The following is a 14,078-nucleotide window of genomic DNA, read 5'->3' as shown; positions in this document are numbered from 1 at the left end:
AATTTTTATATTAAATTATTTTACCCATAGAGACTAATTAGAATACTCAAAGTATGAAAAACTGTTATTTATTTTCCTGAGAATTTATACAGATATTGTGGCAGAAATTGGTTGCTTACCTCTTACCGCAGTAAGTATTTTCTTTGCTGATAGCGGTTATTACTTTCCAAATTATGTGAAGCAATCTCCAAGTTGCCACGTATTTTTAAGGGAGTTGTTACTTTCAAAGGATCTTTTTGTACAGCAGCCAATCCTTGACGTACTGCCATTTTAATTTGATTTTTCAGTTCAGTTTTTGCTTTGATCTGCTGCCTGCGCCATCCCTCTTCACTAGTAGCATAAAGTGAAGGTAGACGATTTAGTGCATAAGCGATCGCTTGCTCTGGATTGATGTACTGGGCAAGATGGGGTGAGAGTTTCTCCATTTGTCGTTCCACCTCTTCTATAACTATTGCTTCCAAAACATTAATGTAATTCAATGATTGATTCTTTAAATTTGCCGAGTCTGTTTTCCTTCCGAATAGATTTTCAGACTCAGGAGATACTGATTTATAATTCCTTGGATTGAGTGCAGTCATAAACTATTCTCCAATTACTCAGTAAAGTATTTTTACTTAAAGTAATACTTACGTATCAGTTTAGATCTTAGCTTATTGATTTTATTTGTACTCGTACTTTAGGATCAGTAATTTTTACTCTAGTCTGAATTATTTAATGAAGCGCTGGCGAGAATCAGAAACCCCAGTCTCAGGTTTTTAGTCGCCTGTCCCGCAGGGCTAATTCATGTTCGGAAGGGAAAATAATGGCTCTCCCGTACTTGTGGTGGAAAACTTTGGTTTTAGGGACTGGGGACTGGGGACTGGGGACTGGGAAACCTTGTGGAGTAAGCACTTGGCTAATTAATTAGGTTTACTTATCACCATGATTACGGGAGAGCCAAAATAATTTGGTCGGGATTGAGATATACCTTGCGATTCATCCAAAGGAAGAATCATCAAGCATCTCTTTCCCCCCACCTCCCCATCCCCCCATCCCCCCAGCTATTAAATTTTCTTTGGTGGCAATGAAGTAGCTCTGCCAGGGTGTGACGGGGGTCTTCTTGAGGAAGACAGATAAATGTTATTTTATAGCCAATTGGCAAGAGGTTAAGAAGCTAATGGCGCAATTGGAAAACCAAAGGCAAACTCAGGGTGAAGAGAACCCACAAACCCCTGAAGAATTTCTGAGAGTTTTGACAGAGCAACTGCAAGACATTAAACAAAGTGTATTAGACGAGTTGCAGCAGGAAGTCCATAAGCTACAGAGTGAGAGGTTGAGCTTAAATAGTGAGATGGAGCAGATGCGATCGCACTATCAGCAGCAAACAGCAGAACAACGACTCTGGATGCAACAGTTAGCTCAAAAATTGGCTACCCAGCTGCAACAAGAGTTAAGACAACAGCAGCTTAATTTTTTAGCAGCAAACGCTGCTGAACAAAGTGGCAACCAAGAAGACAACTCTTACGAGTTGCTTGCTGCCCTAAATTCTACTTTGAGTTCCACCTTAAGGGCGCTACAACAAGACATCGACTCATATCAAAGCAATTTTTCCCAACAGCTAGGTCGGATGCAAAGCCTAGAGCAGCAAGGGGAAGCCATTTTAGAAGCCCTAGTAACTCGTATTAGACTGCAACTACAGGAAACTTACCGACCAGAGAGAACTTCTTCTGTACCGAGAGTTACATCGAATCGTCGTCCGCCCAATCGTCTTGGTCAGCAACAGCAACCACCTACTGTTACCCCAGCCCCAACCGCCCCAGCGACTACTACAGCACCATCTCCCCAAGCGGCAAATTTTAAATTAGGAGTGGTTTTAGTTTTAATTTCTTCTTTGATGTTTTCCCTACAAAATATTGTTGTCCGGGTGCTCTTAAGGGAGCAAAATATCTTTGGCATATTTAAAGTTGGTGGATTTATTACTCCAAGCCCTGGTAACTCTTTATTAATTTTGATGTTGCGAATGCTCCTAGTCGCGCCCATAATGGCTTTTGTAGTTGCACCATTGTTTTATAACAATACATGGCGAGATATCAAACATTTAGGGCAGAAAAGTCAGTTTGGTAGACTCTTAAGCGTGATTATCAGTGGTTTCTTTCTGTTCCTATCTCAATTTTTTATCTATATTGCTTTAGGAAATATCCCTACGGGGGTAGCAACAACAATTTTCTTTGTTTATCCGACAATTACCATTTTGCTGTCTTGGCTAATCTTCCGCGACAAACCAACATTTTTACTGGTTTTAGCAACAATTTCTATTTACATTGGTGGCTTTCTGACAGCTGTTCCCAACTTCGGTGTAGGGGCAAAGGGAAATCCTGTTTTAGGCGTAACTACTGCTATTTGTTCGGGTCTGGCTTTTGCCGTTTACATTGTGTTGATTAAAGTCAGTCGGATGCACCCAATTCCTTTTAGTGTGGTCAACTTTACCACAATTTTGTTTTTATCTGCGAGCGTCCTCCCATTTTTCGGATCTCAAGTTAAGCCGACCATGTGGACTAGCTTATTAATTGGCACCTTAGTATTAGCTACCACTACCCTTTGTGGCTATCTCTTCACCAATATGGGTGTTCCGTTAATTGGGCCAGCTTTAGCCTCTGTAGTTAGTGCTAGTGGCCCTGCTTTAACCACCATCTTAGCTTTTTTGATTATCCAAGAAAATTTGCAACTTTACCAAATTCTTGGTGTGGTATTAGTAACTGTTTGGGTGATTGGTATTAGCGCCGAAAATTTGAAGCCAAAAAATCCTCCTACTCAACCTACTGCCAATAGGTAAACTTTGGAAAAATTCAACTTTTAGCATTAAGGACTGAGCGTTAATTCACTCAGTCCTTAACTTTTAAAATCTTGCTTAGTTAATTTTCCCTAGACAGCACGAGCGGGGCTACTTGCAACAAAATCAATCGAGCAAGTACCAGGATAACTTAAAACTCTGATAGTCAAACGATAGTCAAGTCCAAAATTGCCCCGAACGCTTGTCTGGAGCAGTTTTTCTATTTATCTGATTACCAGAGTAGTACAAATGAATTTATTTGACAAGGCTAAAATTCGGGAACTACTAAATCTCTTTTTCTTCCGGCATAATGCTGATAAATTACTTCCGGTGAGTTACCCACTAAACGAGCTACATCTTTCACCTCTAAGCCATTCTCTAATGCTAAAGTAATGAAAGTGTGACGGGTTTGATATTGCGATCGATACCGCTCAATTTTTCCCTCATCAGCTAAACTTTGGACAATCCCAATATATCTTTTACCCTTATTCACCGAACCTTTCCACACAAAAGCATTAAATGTATGAGAATTAATCTCTTTTCCCGAAACAGAAGGAAAAACTAAATCTTCACTGTTGTAATTCTCAGGACGGATACTCAACAATAAAGATTGCAGCGACTTATTACAAGGAAAATCCCTTCTTTCCTCAGTCTTTAAACCTTTGCGAATTTTCTGGCTAGAAATACTGACAACTGCTTCGGAAAAAGTAATCTTAGAACAATCACTATTAATATGTTTCCATTTTAAAGCCACCGCTTCCGAAGTTCGGCAACCTGTCATGAATAAAAACCTGACAAAATTAGTATAATGATGATAAATTGGATGCTCCCGGAAAGCATTAATAATTATATCCCTTTCCTGGGCAGTAAACGGATCGATATCAATTCCATCAGAACTATTTTTCGGACTTTTAATTTCTTGCGCCATACCCTGAAAAGGATTACTCTCTATTAACCCAGATTTGACAGCCCAATTACAACAGGCATTAATTTGTGTAAGAATTCTTTTGGCAGTGTAAGGACTATTGTTACTTACTAAATAATCCCGGATTTTAATACTATCTTTTAACAATTTTGTCGGTAATTTTTTGATATGAGATGCTACTCGATTGAAATTAAGCCTTAAAGTAGTTTCTTCTACCTGGGTGGATTTATATTTGGTGTACTTCTCCCATAATTCATCTAAATTCAGAGGTACGATTAAATTTTCTAAAGATTCGGCTAAACTTGAGTAAGATTGAGGACGATATTTTGTCAAAGTTCGATCGAAATTTCCAGTAGCAATATCTTCTTCAATTGCCCAAGCTTTAGATTGTACTCTCTTCCAATTTTCAGGGGTATCCTCTAAACCTGTAGAAATGTACTTCTGTTTACCACCAAAGATTTGACGTGGTAGCCTTAGCCTCAACTTTCCCCGAAACTTTTCTACTCCTACTGTACCTTTAGGAGATCTAGTTTGTTTGTGTTTCACTGGCATCTGCTAATTATATTCCGTAGGGTGCGTCAAAACTGGAAAATCAGTTTTCCTAGTTTAAAATTTTAGTGTCTGACAGTCAATATCTAATTAAACCGGGCTAACAATTCCTCACGAGATAATTGCAACAACAAAACAGTTGAATCGGCAGGCGGTAAAGCTAACAAAGACTCAATAATTCCGATTAATTCCTCATCCAACTCTCCAAATTTTGCTCGCAACAAATTCTCGACAAACATTCTTTGTCCCTGCCGAACACCTTGCTCGATACCGCGTTCTATACCTTGCTCAATACCTTGCTGAGTAGCTTCAGCCAAACGTTGCTCATAAAGTGGTGACAACTGCATAATTAAATCCTGTTCCTCTGGCGCTAAATTTTGGCTCACTTCTAATATAGTCTTAAGGTTACTTAATAACTCCAATACCACCACTCGCCAAGGGTCATTTTCTGGAAGTTTAGCTAATTCATTAATCGCTTGTTGCTGTACTCTCCCCTTCCCTAAAAGGCGTAACCAAAGTGTTTCTTCTGTTTTCGGTAATTGATGAATTACCACAATACCCGTTTTCCAATGTGTGGGCAGAACATAAACTCCACTGCCCCAGTTATGTAGCTCCAGTTTAGCGCCAAAACCTGTTAATAAAGCCTCTGATGCTGTCGGAGAAATTATCCACAGAAAAGGTAACTCTCTCTCCTCCACAGGAGTATTATTTCTTCTAGCCTGCCGTTCTAAAAACGCAAACACATCCAACAATTTATCGATACAACTACGAACATCACCCAGATTAATTGCATTGCGGTAAGGTTCAAAAATCGCCGCAGTAGTCGCCAAGCGGCCTAATAATCCTAACTCAGTAGGAGGTGCAACTTCCCCCCTTGGTGTAAACAAAACATCAATTTCTCGCACTTCACTGCCAATACTACGACTTGTTTCCACTTCGCCCAAAGGGGATAACAATTCTTTGAGATAATCTTTGGCAAATTGGTCATAAGGAAAGACAGTCATTCGCTTTTTAATTTTCGATTAAATCATTCCTGATAGAAACATGATCAGAGTCGATGTGTTTTAATTAATTTAGGTATAATAAAGCATTTATGAGTCAGTGTCTCAATCCTGATTGCAAACTAGTTAACCAACCTAATACTAAGTTCTGCCAGCGATGCGGGAATAAGTTATTATTAGCCGATCGCTATCGCGCAGTGCAAATTATTGGTCAAGGCGGATTTGGTAGGACGTTTCGCGCTGTTGACGAGCATAAACCTTCTAAGCCACCCTGCGTGATTAAACAATTCTACCCCCAAGCCCAAGGTACGGATACACTCCAGAAAGCCGCAGAATTATTTGAGCAAGAAGCAGTCAGACTAGATGAACTGGGCAAACATCCCCAAATACCTGAACTATTCGCCTATTTTACGCAAGATGGTCGTCAGTATTTAGTGCAGGAGTTTATCGACGGGCAAAATTTAGCGCAAATATTGACATCGGAAGGGTATTTTAGCGAAAAACAAATTTGGAATTTACTCAAGGATTTATTGCCCGTATTAGAATTTATTCACAAAGGGCAAGTAATTCACCGAGATATTAAACCAGAAAATATCATTCGTCGGTCAAATGGGCAACTGGTATTAGTGGATTTTGGAGCAGCGAAATATGCAACCGCAACTGCTTTAGGAGTGACGGGAACAGTGATAGGTAGTGCGGGATATGCAGCACCAGAACAAGGAATAGGTAAGGCAATTTATGCCAGCGATATTTATAGTTTAGGAGTGACTTGCATTCATTTGCTCACGCAAGTAGAACCGTTTGAGTTATATAGTATCAGTGAAGGTGATTGGGTATGGCGAGATTACCTGCCAAATCCAATTAGCAAAGAACTTGGTCAAGTGTTAGATAAAATGATCCAAGGTGCGACGAAGCGGCGTTATCAATCAGTGGCTGAAGTTTTAAATGATATTAATGGGTCGCCAATAGCACCTCCTAAAATATCAGTTCCCCAACCTCCTCAACCAAAATTTATATCCCAATCTTTTACGGAAGATTTAGGGAACGGTGTCAAGCTGGATATGGTTTACATCCCTGGTGGAACATTCACAATGGGAGCGCCAGTGACAGAAGAGGGAAGTCGTAATAGTGAAAGACCGCAACATAGTGTAACTATCAAAGCATTCTTAATGGGGAAATACCCAGTTACTCAAGCTCAATGGCAAGCTGTAGCCAAACTCCCCAAAGTTAACCGCGATCTTAATCCAGATCCATCTCGTTTTAAAGGAGCAAATCGACCAGTAGAGCGTGTTTCCTGGTATGATGCTGTGGAATTTTGCGATCGACTTTGCCGCTTGACGGGAAAAGCCTACCGCCTCCCCAGTGAAGCAGAATGGGAATATGCCTGTCGTGCTGGCACAACAACGCCTTTTTACTTTGGCAGAACAATTACACCCGAACTAGCTAATTATGATGGCAATTATACTTATGGTTCGGGTACAAAAGGAAAATATCGTCAGGAAACAACGACAGTAGGTAGTTTTCCTCCTAATAAGTTTGGACTTTACGATTTACACGGGAATGTATGGGAGTGGTGCGCCGATCATTGGCATTCTGATTACCAAGGCGCTCCTAATGATGAAACTATATGGTTAAGTAGTGATAAAAATTCCTCCCGTCTGCTGCGCGGTGGTTCGTGGTACGACGATCCTGGGTACTGCCGTTCCGCCTGTCGCCACGACCTCAATGCGGACTACGATAACCTCTATTTTGGTTTTCGGATTGTATGTAGTGCGGAGTGGACTTAGTAGCACTTTATACTTTTGCCCTTTTGCCCTCTACCCTCTTTTTTTTACCCTTTCCGCTGGAAAAATTTTTTCAAAATGAGGCAATCACCAATTAGCCATGTCAAATATTACAAAGAAAAAACAGATGAGCGTTATCGATTTAAAAACCCTATATGAAAGTGATGATTTTGAGTGGTTAGAAGCGACTATAAAATTACTGAAAAATCGACAGTTTAATGCTTTAGACTTAGAAAATTTAATTGAAGAGTTAGAAGACTTGGGGAGCGAGAAAAGAAATGCTGTAGTCAGTCTTTTGGAGCAGATTATCAGACATTTATTATTGCTTGAATATTGGACAAGCGAAAGAGAACGCAACCAAAACAACTGGAGAGCAGAAATCGTCAACTTCCGCACTCAAATCAACCGAAGATTAACAACTAATTTGCGAAATTATTTGCAAGAAAATCTCAACTTAATCTACAAAGATGCGCTTCGTTTTGTTCAAGAAAAGACTGGAAAAACTGTTGAGTTTCCCTCAGAATGCACTTACACGCTTGACCAATTACTTGATTTAAACTGGTATCCTGATTGAAAATTGCTTTCTTTGGTGCAGGTATGTTAGGCACGAGCAATCAATTGGGAGCATCCCAAATGTGTAAATTGCCCCTCAGACTGGAAGTCTGGGGCTATACAAACCAAGTCCGCCTGCGCGGACTTTTAGCCTGCGGAGGCAGGCTTTGTTTGTGTAGCCGCGATTTCTAATCGCCTGGTATTTTGGCAAAATTGGAATGCTCCCGCGCTTAACGCATCCTACAGACTGAACGGAGAGGGAGGGATTCGAACCCTCGTTAAAGTTTCCCCTAAACAGCATTTCCAGTGCTGCGCCTTCAACCACTCGGCCACCTCTCCAGGGCTGTGCTTTGGTATTTTTCGCACAGAATCCTATTATAGATCATGTTGCTCGAATTTTTACAATGTCTCGTTTATTTAAAATTCGGATTCACGATCGCCAACGGAACACCTATCATACCCTTGAAGTCCCAGATGATCGCTACATCCTCCACAGCGCTGAAAATCAAGGCATAGAATTACCCTTTTCCTGTCGCAATGGCGCTTGTACCACTTGCGCCGTCAGGGTGATTTCCGGCGACATCTATCAACCAGAAGCAATGGGGCTATCCTTAGAATTACAAAAACAAGGTTACGCTCTGTTATGTGTGAGTTATGCTCGTTCCGACTTAGAAGTGGAAACCCAAGATGAGGACGAAGTTTACGAACTCCAATTTGGTCGGTATTTTGGAAGAGGTAAAGTAAAAGTCGGTTTACCATTGGATGAAGACTAAAATTTTCCGTTTCTTTAGCCTTTTGACTGTTTGCAGTTTCCTATTCTTGGGGGGATGTCAATCTACCCCTTCTCCCCAAGGAGTAACCTTAAAAGTACAACGGGTTCTTAGCGGACAAGCCGTAGAAGTAGTTAACCTGCAACAATCTAACTCAACCTCACGAGTACAACTGATAGGCTTGTCAGCACCAGAGTTACGCCAAAGACCTTGGGGAGAAACCGCTAAAGAAAGATTACAGGAAATGATAGGGGACAAACCTGTATTGCTGGAATCTGACTTGGAACCAAAAGACCAATTCGATCGCCAGTTAGCATATATCTGGCAAGATGGTAAGCTATTGAATGAACAGTTACTTAAGGAAGGTTGGGCTTTATTTCGACCCCGATCGCTTAACCGCAAGTACGATCGACGGCTAGAACACGCTCAAGAGTACGCCAGAGTTATGGGATTAGGAATTTGGAGTCCAGACCAACCCCTGCGTATACCTCCAGAACAGTTCCGTCAACAGTACAGATAATTAATGACTCAGAATAAAAAATTTAATATCATCATAAGCAAAAAGATATAAATTACTTGATTTCCTGATTACCGGAATCATATTCTGACAGTTGTCATTCATAAAGCGATCGGTAAAATTAATTTCTCAAAAAGCAATTCCCAGTCCCCAAACTAATGAGTTCCTCTACCCCCGAACAGCTACAAATCTTTCTCGATATTGCCACAGAAGCCGCTCTTGCTGCGGGTGCTGTCCTTCAATCCTATTATGGGAATTTAGAAACAATAGAAGAAAAAGGTCGTCCCGGAGATTTATTAACAGCTGCTGATAAAGCAGCTGAAGCAGTAATATTGGAAATTTTACATCGTCACTTCCCCGACCACGCAATTTTAGCAGAAGAATCGGGACAGATAGGAGAACAAGAAAATAAATATTTGTGGGCGATCGATCCTTTAGATGGTACAACTAACTTTGCTCATCAATATCCCTATTTTTCCACATCAATTGGTCTGTTAATAGAAGGAATTCCCCAAGTAGGTGTGATTTTTGCTCCTTTTCATAACGAACTATTTCGCGCCGCCAAAGGATTAGGCGCAACTCGCAACCGTCGTCCCATCAGAGTGTCTCAAACCCAAGAACTCAGCAAAAGTTTACTAGTCACAGGTTTTGCTTACGATCGTCGTCAGACAAACGACAACAACTACGCCGAATTTTGTCACCTTACCCATCTTACCCAAGGCGTGCGCCGTAGCGGATCGGCTTCCTTAGATTTGGCTGAAGTAGCTTGTGGACGCTTAGATGGATACTGGGAAAGAGGAATTTCTCCTTGGGATATTACCGCTGGAATAGTACTAGTAGAAGAAGCAGGAGGCAAAGTAACTGCCTACGATGGTAGTCCTTTACAAATAAAATCAGGAAGAATATTAGCAACAAATGGTCTAATTCACAACAGTCTAAGTACCGAACTTATGCAAGTGTATCCCTTATTAGATTGGGGAAAACACTTAACAACAAATGTTTAATTTACACTAAAAAAAAATTAACTCAGAGATATTACATCCTTTGATGTTACGAAGTACACTAGATCTATAGAACGAAATTCTGGAACAGTAAATTATGGCACTTAATATTGAACAAGGACTATTCAAGTTTGATTGTACAGACCATCACGCAGTTTTAGGCGTACCATTGGATGCTACAGCTAACGAAGTGAGAAAAAGATATCTGAAAATTTCCCGTCGTCTGCATCCAGACAGCTGCATCGCAGACAGCGAAGCCAGCAAACAACAAGCAAGTCAACTCTTCGCTAAATTAGTCAGTCCAGCTTATCAACAACTGTTTAACGACCAAAGTCGTGCGGAACATAACGTACTATTAAGCCGCATGGGAAAACGCTTAGTACAAGAAAGAGAGAAAATAGACCTGCAAAGTGAATTAGCCAAACAGCTATACAAATCCACTAATCTGGAACATGAATATAAAACAGCATTGCATAAACTAATTGAAAAACAATATGAATCAATAGATCAAATTCTGCAAAATATCGCCCAAGTTAGCGAATTGAATTTAGTTTACTTAGTACGGAAGTCTAGCCAAGGTCAAAGTGTTAGTAAACCTCCAGAAGTTACTAAATTAGCAACTCCTGCTGTCACCACCCCAGCAAAAACTAACCCAGCCGCAGCCACACCAAATGCTACACCAAGTAAGGTACCGCCAACAGCGGAAAAGAGAGTTCCCAAAGTAGAAGTTTCTGCTGCGGAAACTTACTGCCGTCGTGCCGAAGAGTATATTGAAAAGAACTATCCGGCTAAAGCAATCTTAGAATTAAGAGACGCTTTGAAGATGGAGCCAAAAAGTAGTCGCGTTCATGCTTTAATGGCAATGGCTTATTTAAATCAGGAGCAAGCGAAAATGGCGAAAATTCACTTGGAAAGCGCCTTACAATTTAATCCTGAAGATCCAACAGCCTTAGAAGTGAAAAAACGCATCGATATGATCGAGAAACGTACTGCTGTACGTACAGCAACAGCAAATAAAAAAGCTGAAACTAAGGCTAATGGCGGTTTATTTGGTTTGTTTGGTGGGAAGAAGAAATAATGGTGCATCAACCACCTGCCGGGGCACGGGATTTATTGCCCCTTGATGTTGCTCAAAAACATTGGATTGAAGACCGCTTACAGCAGGTTTACCGTCGTTGTGGGTATCATCAGATTATTACCTCTACGATCGAGCGGTTGGATACTTTAATGGCAGGTGGTGCCATCAACCGCTCTACAGTATTACAATTGCAAGCGGGCACAGAAGAAGAAAGTTTGGGACTGCGCCCGGAACTAACTGCTAGTATTGCCAGAACAGCAGTGACTCGCATGGCAGGAGTCAGTTATCCTCAGCGACTTTATTACAACGCCAACGTATTTAGAAGGGCAAAAGAAGGTAGCTACAGCGGACAGCAAGAATTCTACCAAGCGGGAGTAGAATTAATTGGTGCAGGTGGATTGCTGGCAGATGGGGAAATTTTACTATTGTTGGCAGAATGTTTATTTGAGTTGGGTTTGAGTGGTTGGCATTTGGTGTTGGGTGAAGCGGGACTTACCCGCAGTTTGTTGGCACCTTTTCCGGGTAAGTTGCAAGAGAGAATCAGACAAGCGATCGCACATCTCGATCGTGTAACCTTAGAAAATCTCCCCCTCTCCGACGAACTCAAACAACAAGCCCTCATGTTGTTCGACTTACGCGGGAAACCAGCTGATGTCCTGCAAAAAGTCGCTAACTTACAACTAGAACCCACCGGAGAAGAAGCACTCAATAATCTGAAATCTTTAATAGACTTACTAGAACAAGGTTTGCCTAACTTAGTTGGACAAACAAAATTGACCTCCCAAATCACCCTCGATTTAAGCTTAATCCAAACCTTTAACTATTACACAGGCATAGTATTTGAAGTTGTCGGACAAAGCGATAGCGGAAAACATATCTTGGCACAAGGAGGACGTTACGACCAACTTTTAAGCCTCTACCATCCCCAAGGAAACAGCGTCCCCGGTATTGGTTTTTGCTTAAATATTGAAGAGTTATACCAAGTTCTACTCACTACAGGACACTTACCCCAAGAAACACCCACTAGCGAATGGTTAGTAGTTGCCCAAACACCCGCAGCTTTTCCCGCAGCTTTCGCTTACGCTCACAGTTTACGCCAATCAAAAGAGTTAGTAAAAGTAGAATTAGACTTAGGTGGACGTAACCCAGAAGAAATTCGGGAATATGCCCGCCATCGTCGCATCCCCAAAATTGCTTGGGTAAACGAGTCTGGTTCGCCAACCCTGGAAACAATCTGAAGCAAAAAGCATTACAATTCGTAATGGCTATGCTCCCCAAAAAGTGCTAACCAAACTCGTCTGTCGAATTTCATCAAGAGAGAATGCCACACACAATTGTTACGAATACCTGCGAAGGCGTTGCTGACTGCGTAGACGCTTGTCCCGTAGCTTGCATCCATGAAGGCCCAGGCAAAAACGCTAAAGGCACAGGTTGGTATTGGATTGACTTTTCTACCTGCATTGATTGTGGCATCTGCCTGCAAGTCTGCCCTGTAGAAGGTGCCATCCTTCCCGAAGAACGCCCAGAACTACAAAAAACACCCTAAGTTTGGGGACTGGGGACTGGGGACTGGGGACTGGGGACTAGGGACTGGGAAACCTTGTGGAGTAAGCACTTTGCTAATTAATTAGGTTCACTTATGACCATGAGTGCTGGAGAACCAATCGAATGAGTAACCCACTATTAGAAGTAGAAAATGTCTACGCAGGATATGTCAAAGACTTAGACATCCTGCAAGGAGTCAACTTTAAAATCTACCCTGGCGAATTAGTTGCAGTCATCGGTCCCAATGGTGCTGGAAAATCTACATTAGCCAAAACTATTTTTGGGTTACTGACTCCCCACACCGGAAAAATTACCTTTAAAGGCGAAAACATTGGCGGATTAAAATCAGATCAAATTGTGCAACGGGGGATGTGTTATGTACCCCAAATCGCTAATGTTTTCCCTACTTTAACAGTAGAAGAAAACCTGGAAATGGGGGCTTTTATTCGTAATGACTCCCTGCAACCATTAAAAGATAAAATTTACGCCACTTTCCCCGTTTTAGCTGAACGTCGCCGCCAACGGGCAGGAACTCTTTCCGGTGGACAAAGGCAAATGTTGGCAATGGGTAGGGCGTTAATGTTACAACCCAGTTTACTATTATTAGATGAACCTTCGGCGGCTTTGTCTCCGATTTTAGTTAATAATGTGTTTGAGCAAATTCGCCAAATTAATAGTAGCGGAACTGCGATCGTCCTCGTAGAACAAAATGCCCGCAAAGCCTTAGAAATGGCCGATCGCGGTTATGTTCTCGAAGCCGGACGCGATCGCTTCTCCGGCCCCGGTTCAGAATTATTAAATGACCCTAAAGTAGGTGAACTTTATCTCGGTGTTAAAACAACTCATTAAAGTTTTGTTAATTTTTTGTGGCGACCCAATTTTGTTACCGAACACACAGTTTTTAATTTATTTAGGTGGTATATTTTAGAATAATGGGATGGTTGTAATTTTTTTATTTTTGCTGATATCCCATTATAAGAGAATCAAAACCTAATATAATAATATCAGGAAACAGCCAAAAAATCACAACAAAATTGTGTAAATGATTCAAATTTCTCCCAAAGATCTACAAAAGATTTGCAGACAGGCCGAAAGAACTTATCCCGAAGAATGTTGCGGGATCATGTTAGGAAAAATCGGAGATGAAGGGAAAACAGTGGTAGAAGTTTGGGAGACTTTAAACGCTTGGGAAGAAGAGAAATGGGTAGAATTTCCGGCGAGTGGAGGAGTTAGGGGGAAAGAGAGGACATTTGCGATCGCACCACTAGAGATCATCAAAGCACAAAAGGTGGCACGCGATCGACAATTACAAATTATCGGATTTTATCACTCACACCCAGACCATCCAGCGATACCATCGGAAATGGATCGGGCGATCGCTTGGGCAGTTTACTCTTATATAATCGTCTCCGTGTCAGAAGGGAAAGCTCTTGAAGTGCGAAGTTGGTGTTTAGACGACGCGCATCAGTTTCAGGAAGAAGAAATTCTCACCAACGTTTAAAACAAAATGTAAAAACCACGAAGACACGAAGGACACGAAGGATACT

Annotated in this window: 14 protein-coding genes and 1 tRNA gene; 11 read left to right on the top strand and 4 right to left on the bottom strand. The window is 41.4% G+C overall.

Annotated elements, in window-relative coordinates; all coding sequences use genetic code 11:
* Nucleotides 1-122: 122 nt before the first annotated feature.
* On the bottom strand, nucleotides 123-578 hold the full coding sequence (locus tag ACE1CA_RS07520; protein WP_413282048.1) for a late competence development ComFB family protein: 456 nt from the start codon (nucleotides 576-578) through the stop codon (nucleotides 123-125).
* Nucleotides 579-1,156: 578 nt separating this feature from the next.
* Here ACE1CA_RS07520 and ACE1CA_RS07515 point away from each other — a divergent pair.
* The gene (locus ACE1CA_RS07515; RefSeq protein WP_413282049.1) at nucleotides 1,157-2,812 is read left to right on the top strand and encodes a DMT family transporter; all 1,656 of its coding nucleotides are present in this window, start codon (nucleotides 1,157-1,159) and stop codon (nucleotides 2,810-2,812) included.
* Nucleotides 2,813-3,077: 265 nt separating this feature from the next.
* On the opposite strand, the gene ACE1CA_RS07510 is transcribed toward ACE1CA_RS07515, so the two are convergent.
* Entirely contained in the window at nucleotides 3,078-4,286 is a 1,209-nt protein-coding gene (locus ACE1CA_RS07510) for a tyrosine-type recombinase/integrase (RefSeq protein WP_459563742.1), read from the bottom strand.
* An 83-nt stretch (nucleotides 4,287-4,369) separates the two neighbouring features.
* Nucleotides 4,370-5,287 carry an RpnC/YadD family protein gene (locus tag ACE1CA_RS07505; protein WP_413282051.1) on the bottom strand — a complete coding sequence of 306 codons (918 nt, stop codon included), beginning with the start codon at nucleotides 5,285-5,287 and terminating at the stop codon, nucleotides 4,370-4,372.
* 89 nt (nucleotides 5,288-5,376) lie between these two features.
* Between ACE1CA_RS07505 and ACE1CA_RS07500 the strand changes: the two genes are divergently transcribed.
* Together ACE1CA_RS07500 and ACE1CA_RS07495 are read left to right on the top strand one after the other, a co-directional pair.
* Nucleotides 5,377-7,071, top strand: a complete 1,695-nt coding sequence (locus ACE1CA_RS07500; RefSeq protein WP_413282052.1) for a bifunctional serine/threonine-protein kinase/formylglycine-generating enzyme family protein — start codon at nucleotides 5,377-5,379, stop codon at nucleotides 7,069-7,071.
* A gap of 124 nt (nucleotides 7,072-7,195) precedes the next feature.
* A complete protein-coding gene (locus tag ACE1CA_RS07495; RefSeq protein ID WP_413282053.1) occupies nucleotides 7,196-7,642 on the top strand; it encodes a DUF29 domain-containing protein in 447 nt (148 codons plus the stop codon).
* Between the two features lie 230 nt (nucleotides 7,643-7,872).
* Here the strand turns inward: ACE1CA_RS07495 and ACE1CA_RS07490 are convergent.
* Nucleotides 7,873-7,959, bottom strand: a tRNA-Ser gene (locus ACE1CA_RS07490).
* A gap of 65 nt (nucleotides 7,960-8,024) precedes the next feature.
* Between ACE1CA_RS07490 and ACE1CA_RS07485 the strand changes: the two genes are divergently transcribed.
* The 8 genes from ACE1CA_RS07485 (at nucleotide 8,025) to ACE1CA_RS07450 (ending at nucleotide 14,032) form a co-directional block, all read left to right on the top strand.
* Nucleotides 8,025-8,393, top strand: a complete 369-nt coding sequence (locus tag ACE1CA_RS07485; RefSeq protein WP_413282054.1) for a 2Fe-2S iron-sulfur cluster-binding protein — start codon at nucleotides 8,025-8,027, stop codon at nucleotides 8,391-8,393.
* Nucleotides 8,383-8,910, top strand: a complete 528-nt coding sequence (locus ACE1CA_RS07480) for a thermonuclease family protein (protein ID WP_413282055.1) — start codon at nucleotides 8,383-8,385, stop codon at nucleotides 8,908-8,910. The genes ACE1CA_RS07485 and ACE1CA_RS07480 overlap by 11 nt, the downstream gene beginning before the upstream one ends.
* A gap of 155 nt (nucleotides 8,911-9,065) precedes the next feature.
* A complete protein-coding gene (locus tag ACE1CA_RS07475) occupies nucleotides 9,066-9,911 on the top strand; it encodes an inositol monophosphatase family protein (protein ID WP_413282056.1) in 846 nt (281 codons plus the stop codon).
* A 94-nt stretch (nucleotides 9,912-10,005) separates the two neighbouring features.
* A complete protein-coding gene (locus ACE1CA_RS07470; RefSeq protein ID WP_413282057.1) occupies nucleotides 10,006-10,986 on the top strand; it encodes a DnaJ domain-containing protein in 981 nt (326 codons plus the stop codon).
* Entirely contained in the window at nucleotides 10,986-12,224 is a 1,239-nt protein-coding gene (locus tag ACE1CA_RS07465; protein ID WP_413282058.1) for an ATP phosphoribosyltransferase regulatory subunit, read from the top strand. Before ACE1CA_RS07470 ends, ACE1CA_RS07465 begins: the two co-directional genes overlap by 1 nt.
* An 83-nt stretch (nucleotides 12,225-12,307) precedes the next feature.
* Complete coding sequence (locus ACE1CA_RS07460; protein WP_413282059.1) at nucleotides 12,308-12,532, top strand: ferredoxin family protein; 225 nt, start codon at nucleotides 12,308-12,310, stop codon at nucleotides 12,530-12,532.
* A gap of 122 nt (nucleotides 12,533-12,654) precedes the next feature.
* The gene (locus ACE1CA_RS07455; RefSeq protein WP_413282060.1) at nucleotides 12,655-13,380 is read left to right on the top strand and encodes an ABC transporter ATP-binding protein; all 726 of its coding nucleotides are present in this window, start codon (nucleotides 12,655-12,657) and stop codon (nucleotides 13,378-13,380) included.
* Nucleotides 13,381-13,573: 193 nt separating this feature from the next.
* Nucleotides 13,574-14,032: a M67 family metallopeptidase gene (locus tag ACE1CA_RS07450; RefSeq protein WP_413282061.1), complete on the top strand. Its 459-nt coding sequence runs from the start codon at nucleotides 13,574-13,576 to the stop codon at nucleotides 14,030-14,032.
* Nucleotides 14,033-14,078: the final 46 nt, after the last annotated feature.

The sequence above is a fragment of the Floridaenema evergladense BLCC-F167 genome, assembly GCF_041929205.2.
Classification (GTDB): Bacteria; Cyanobacteriota; Cyanobacteriia; order Cyanobacteriales; family Aerosakkonemataceae; genus Floridanema; species Floridanema evergladense.
Note: the sequence above shows the minus strand (reverse complement) of the source record. Positions and strands in the feature narration are given on the sequence as shown.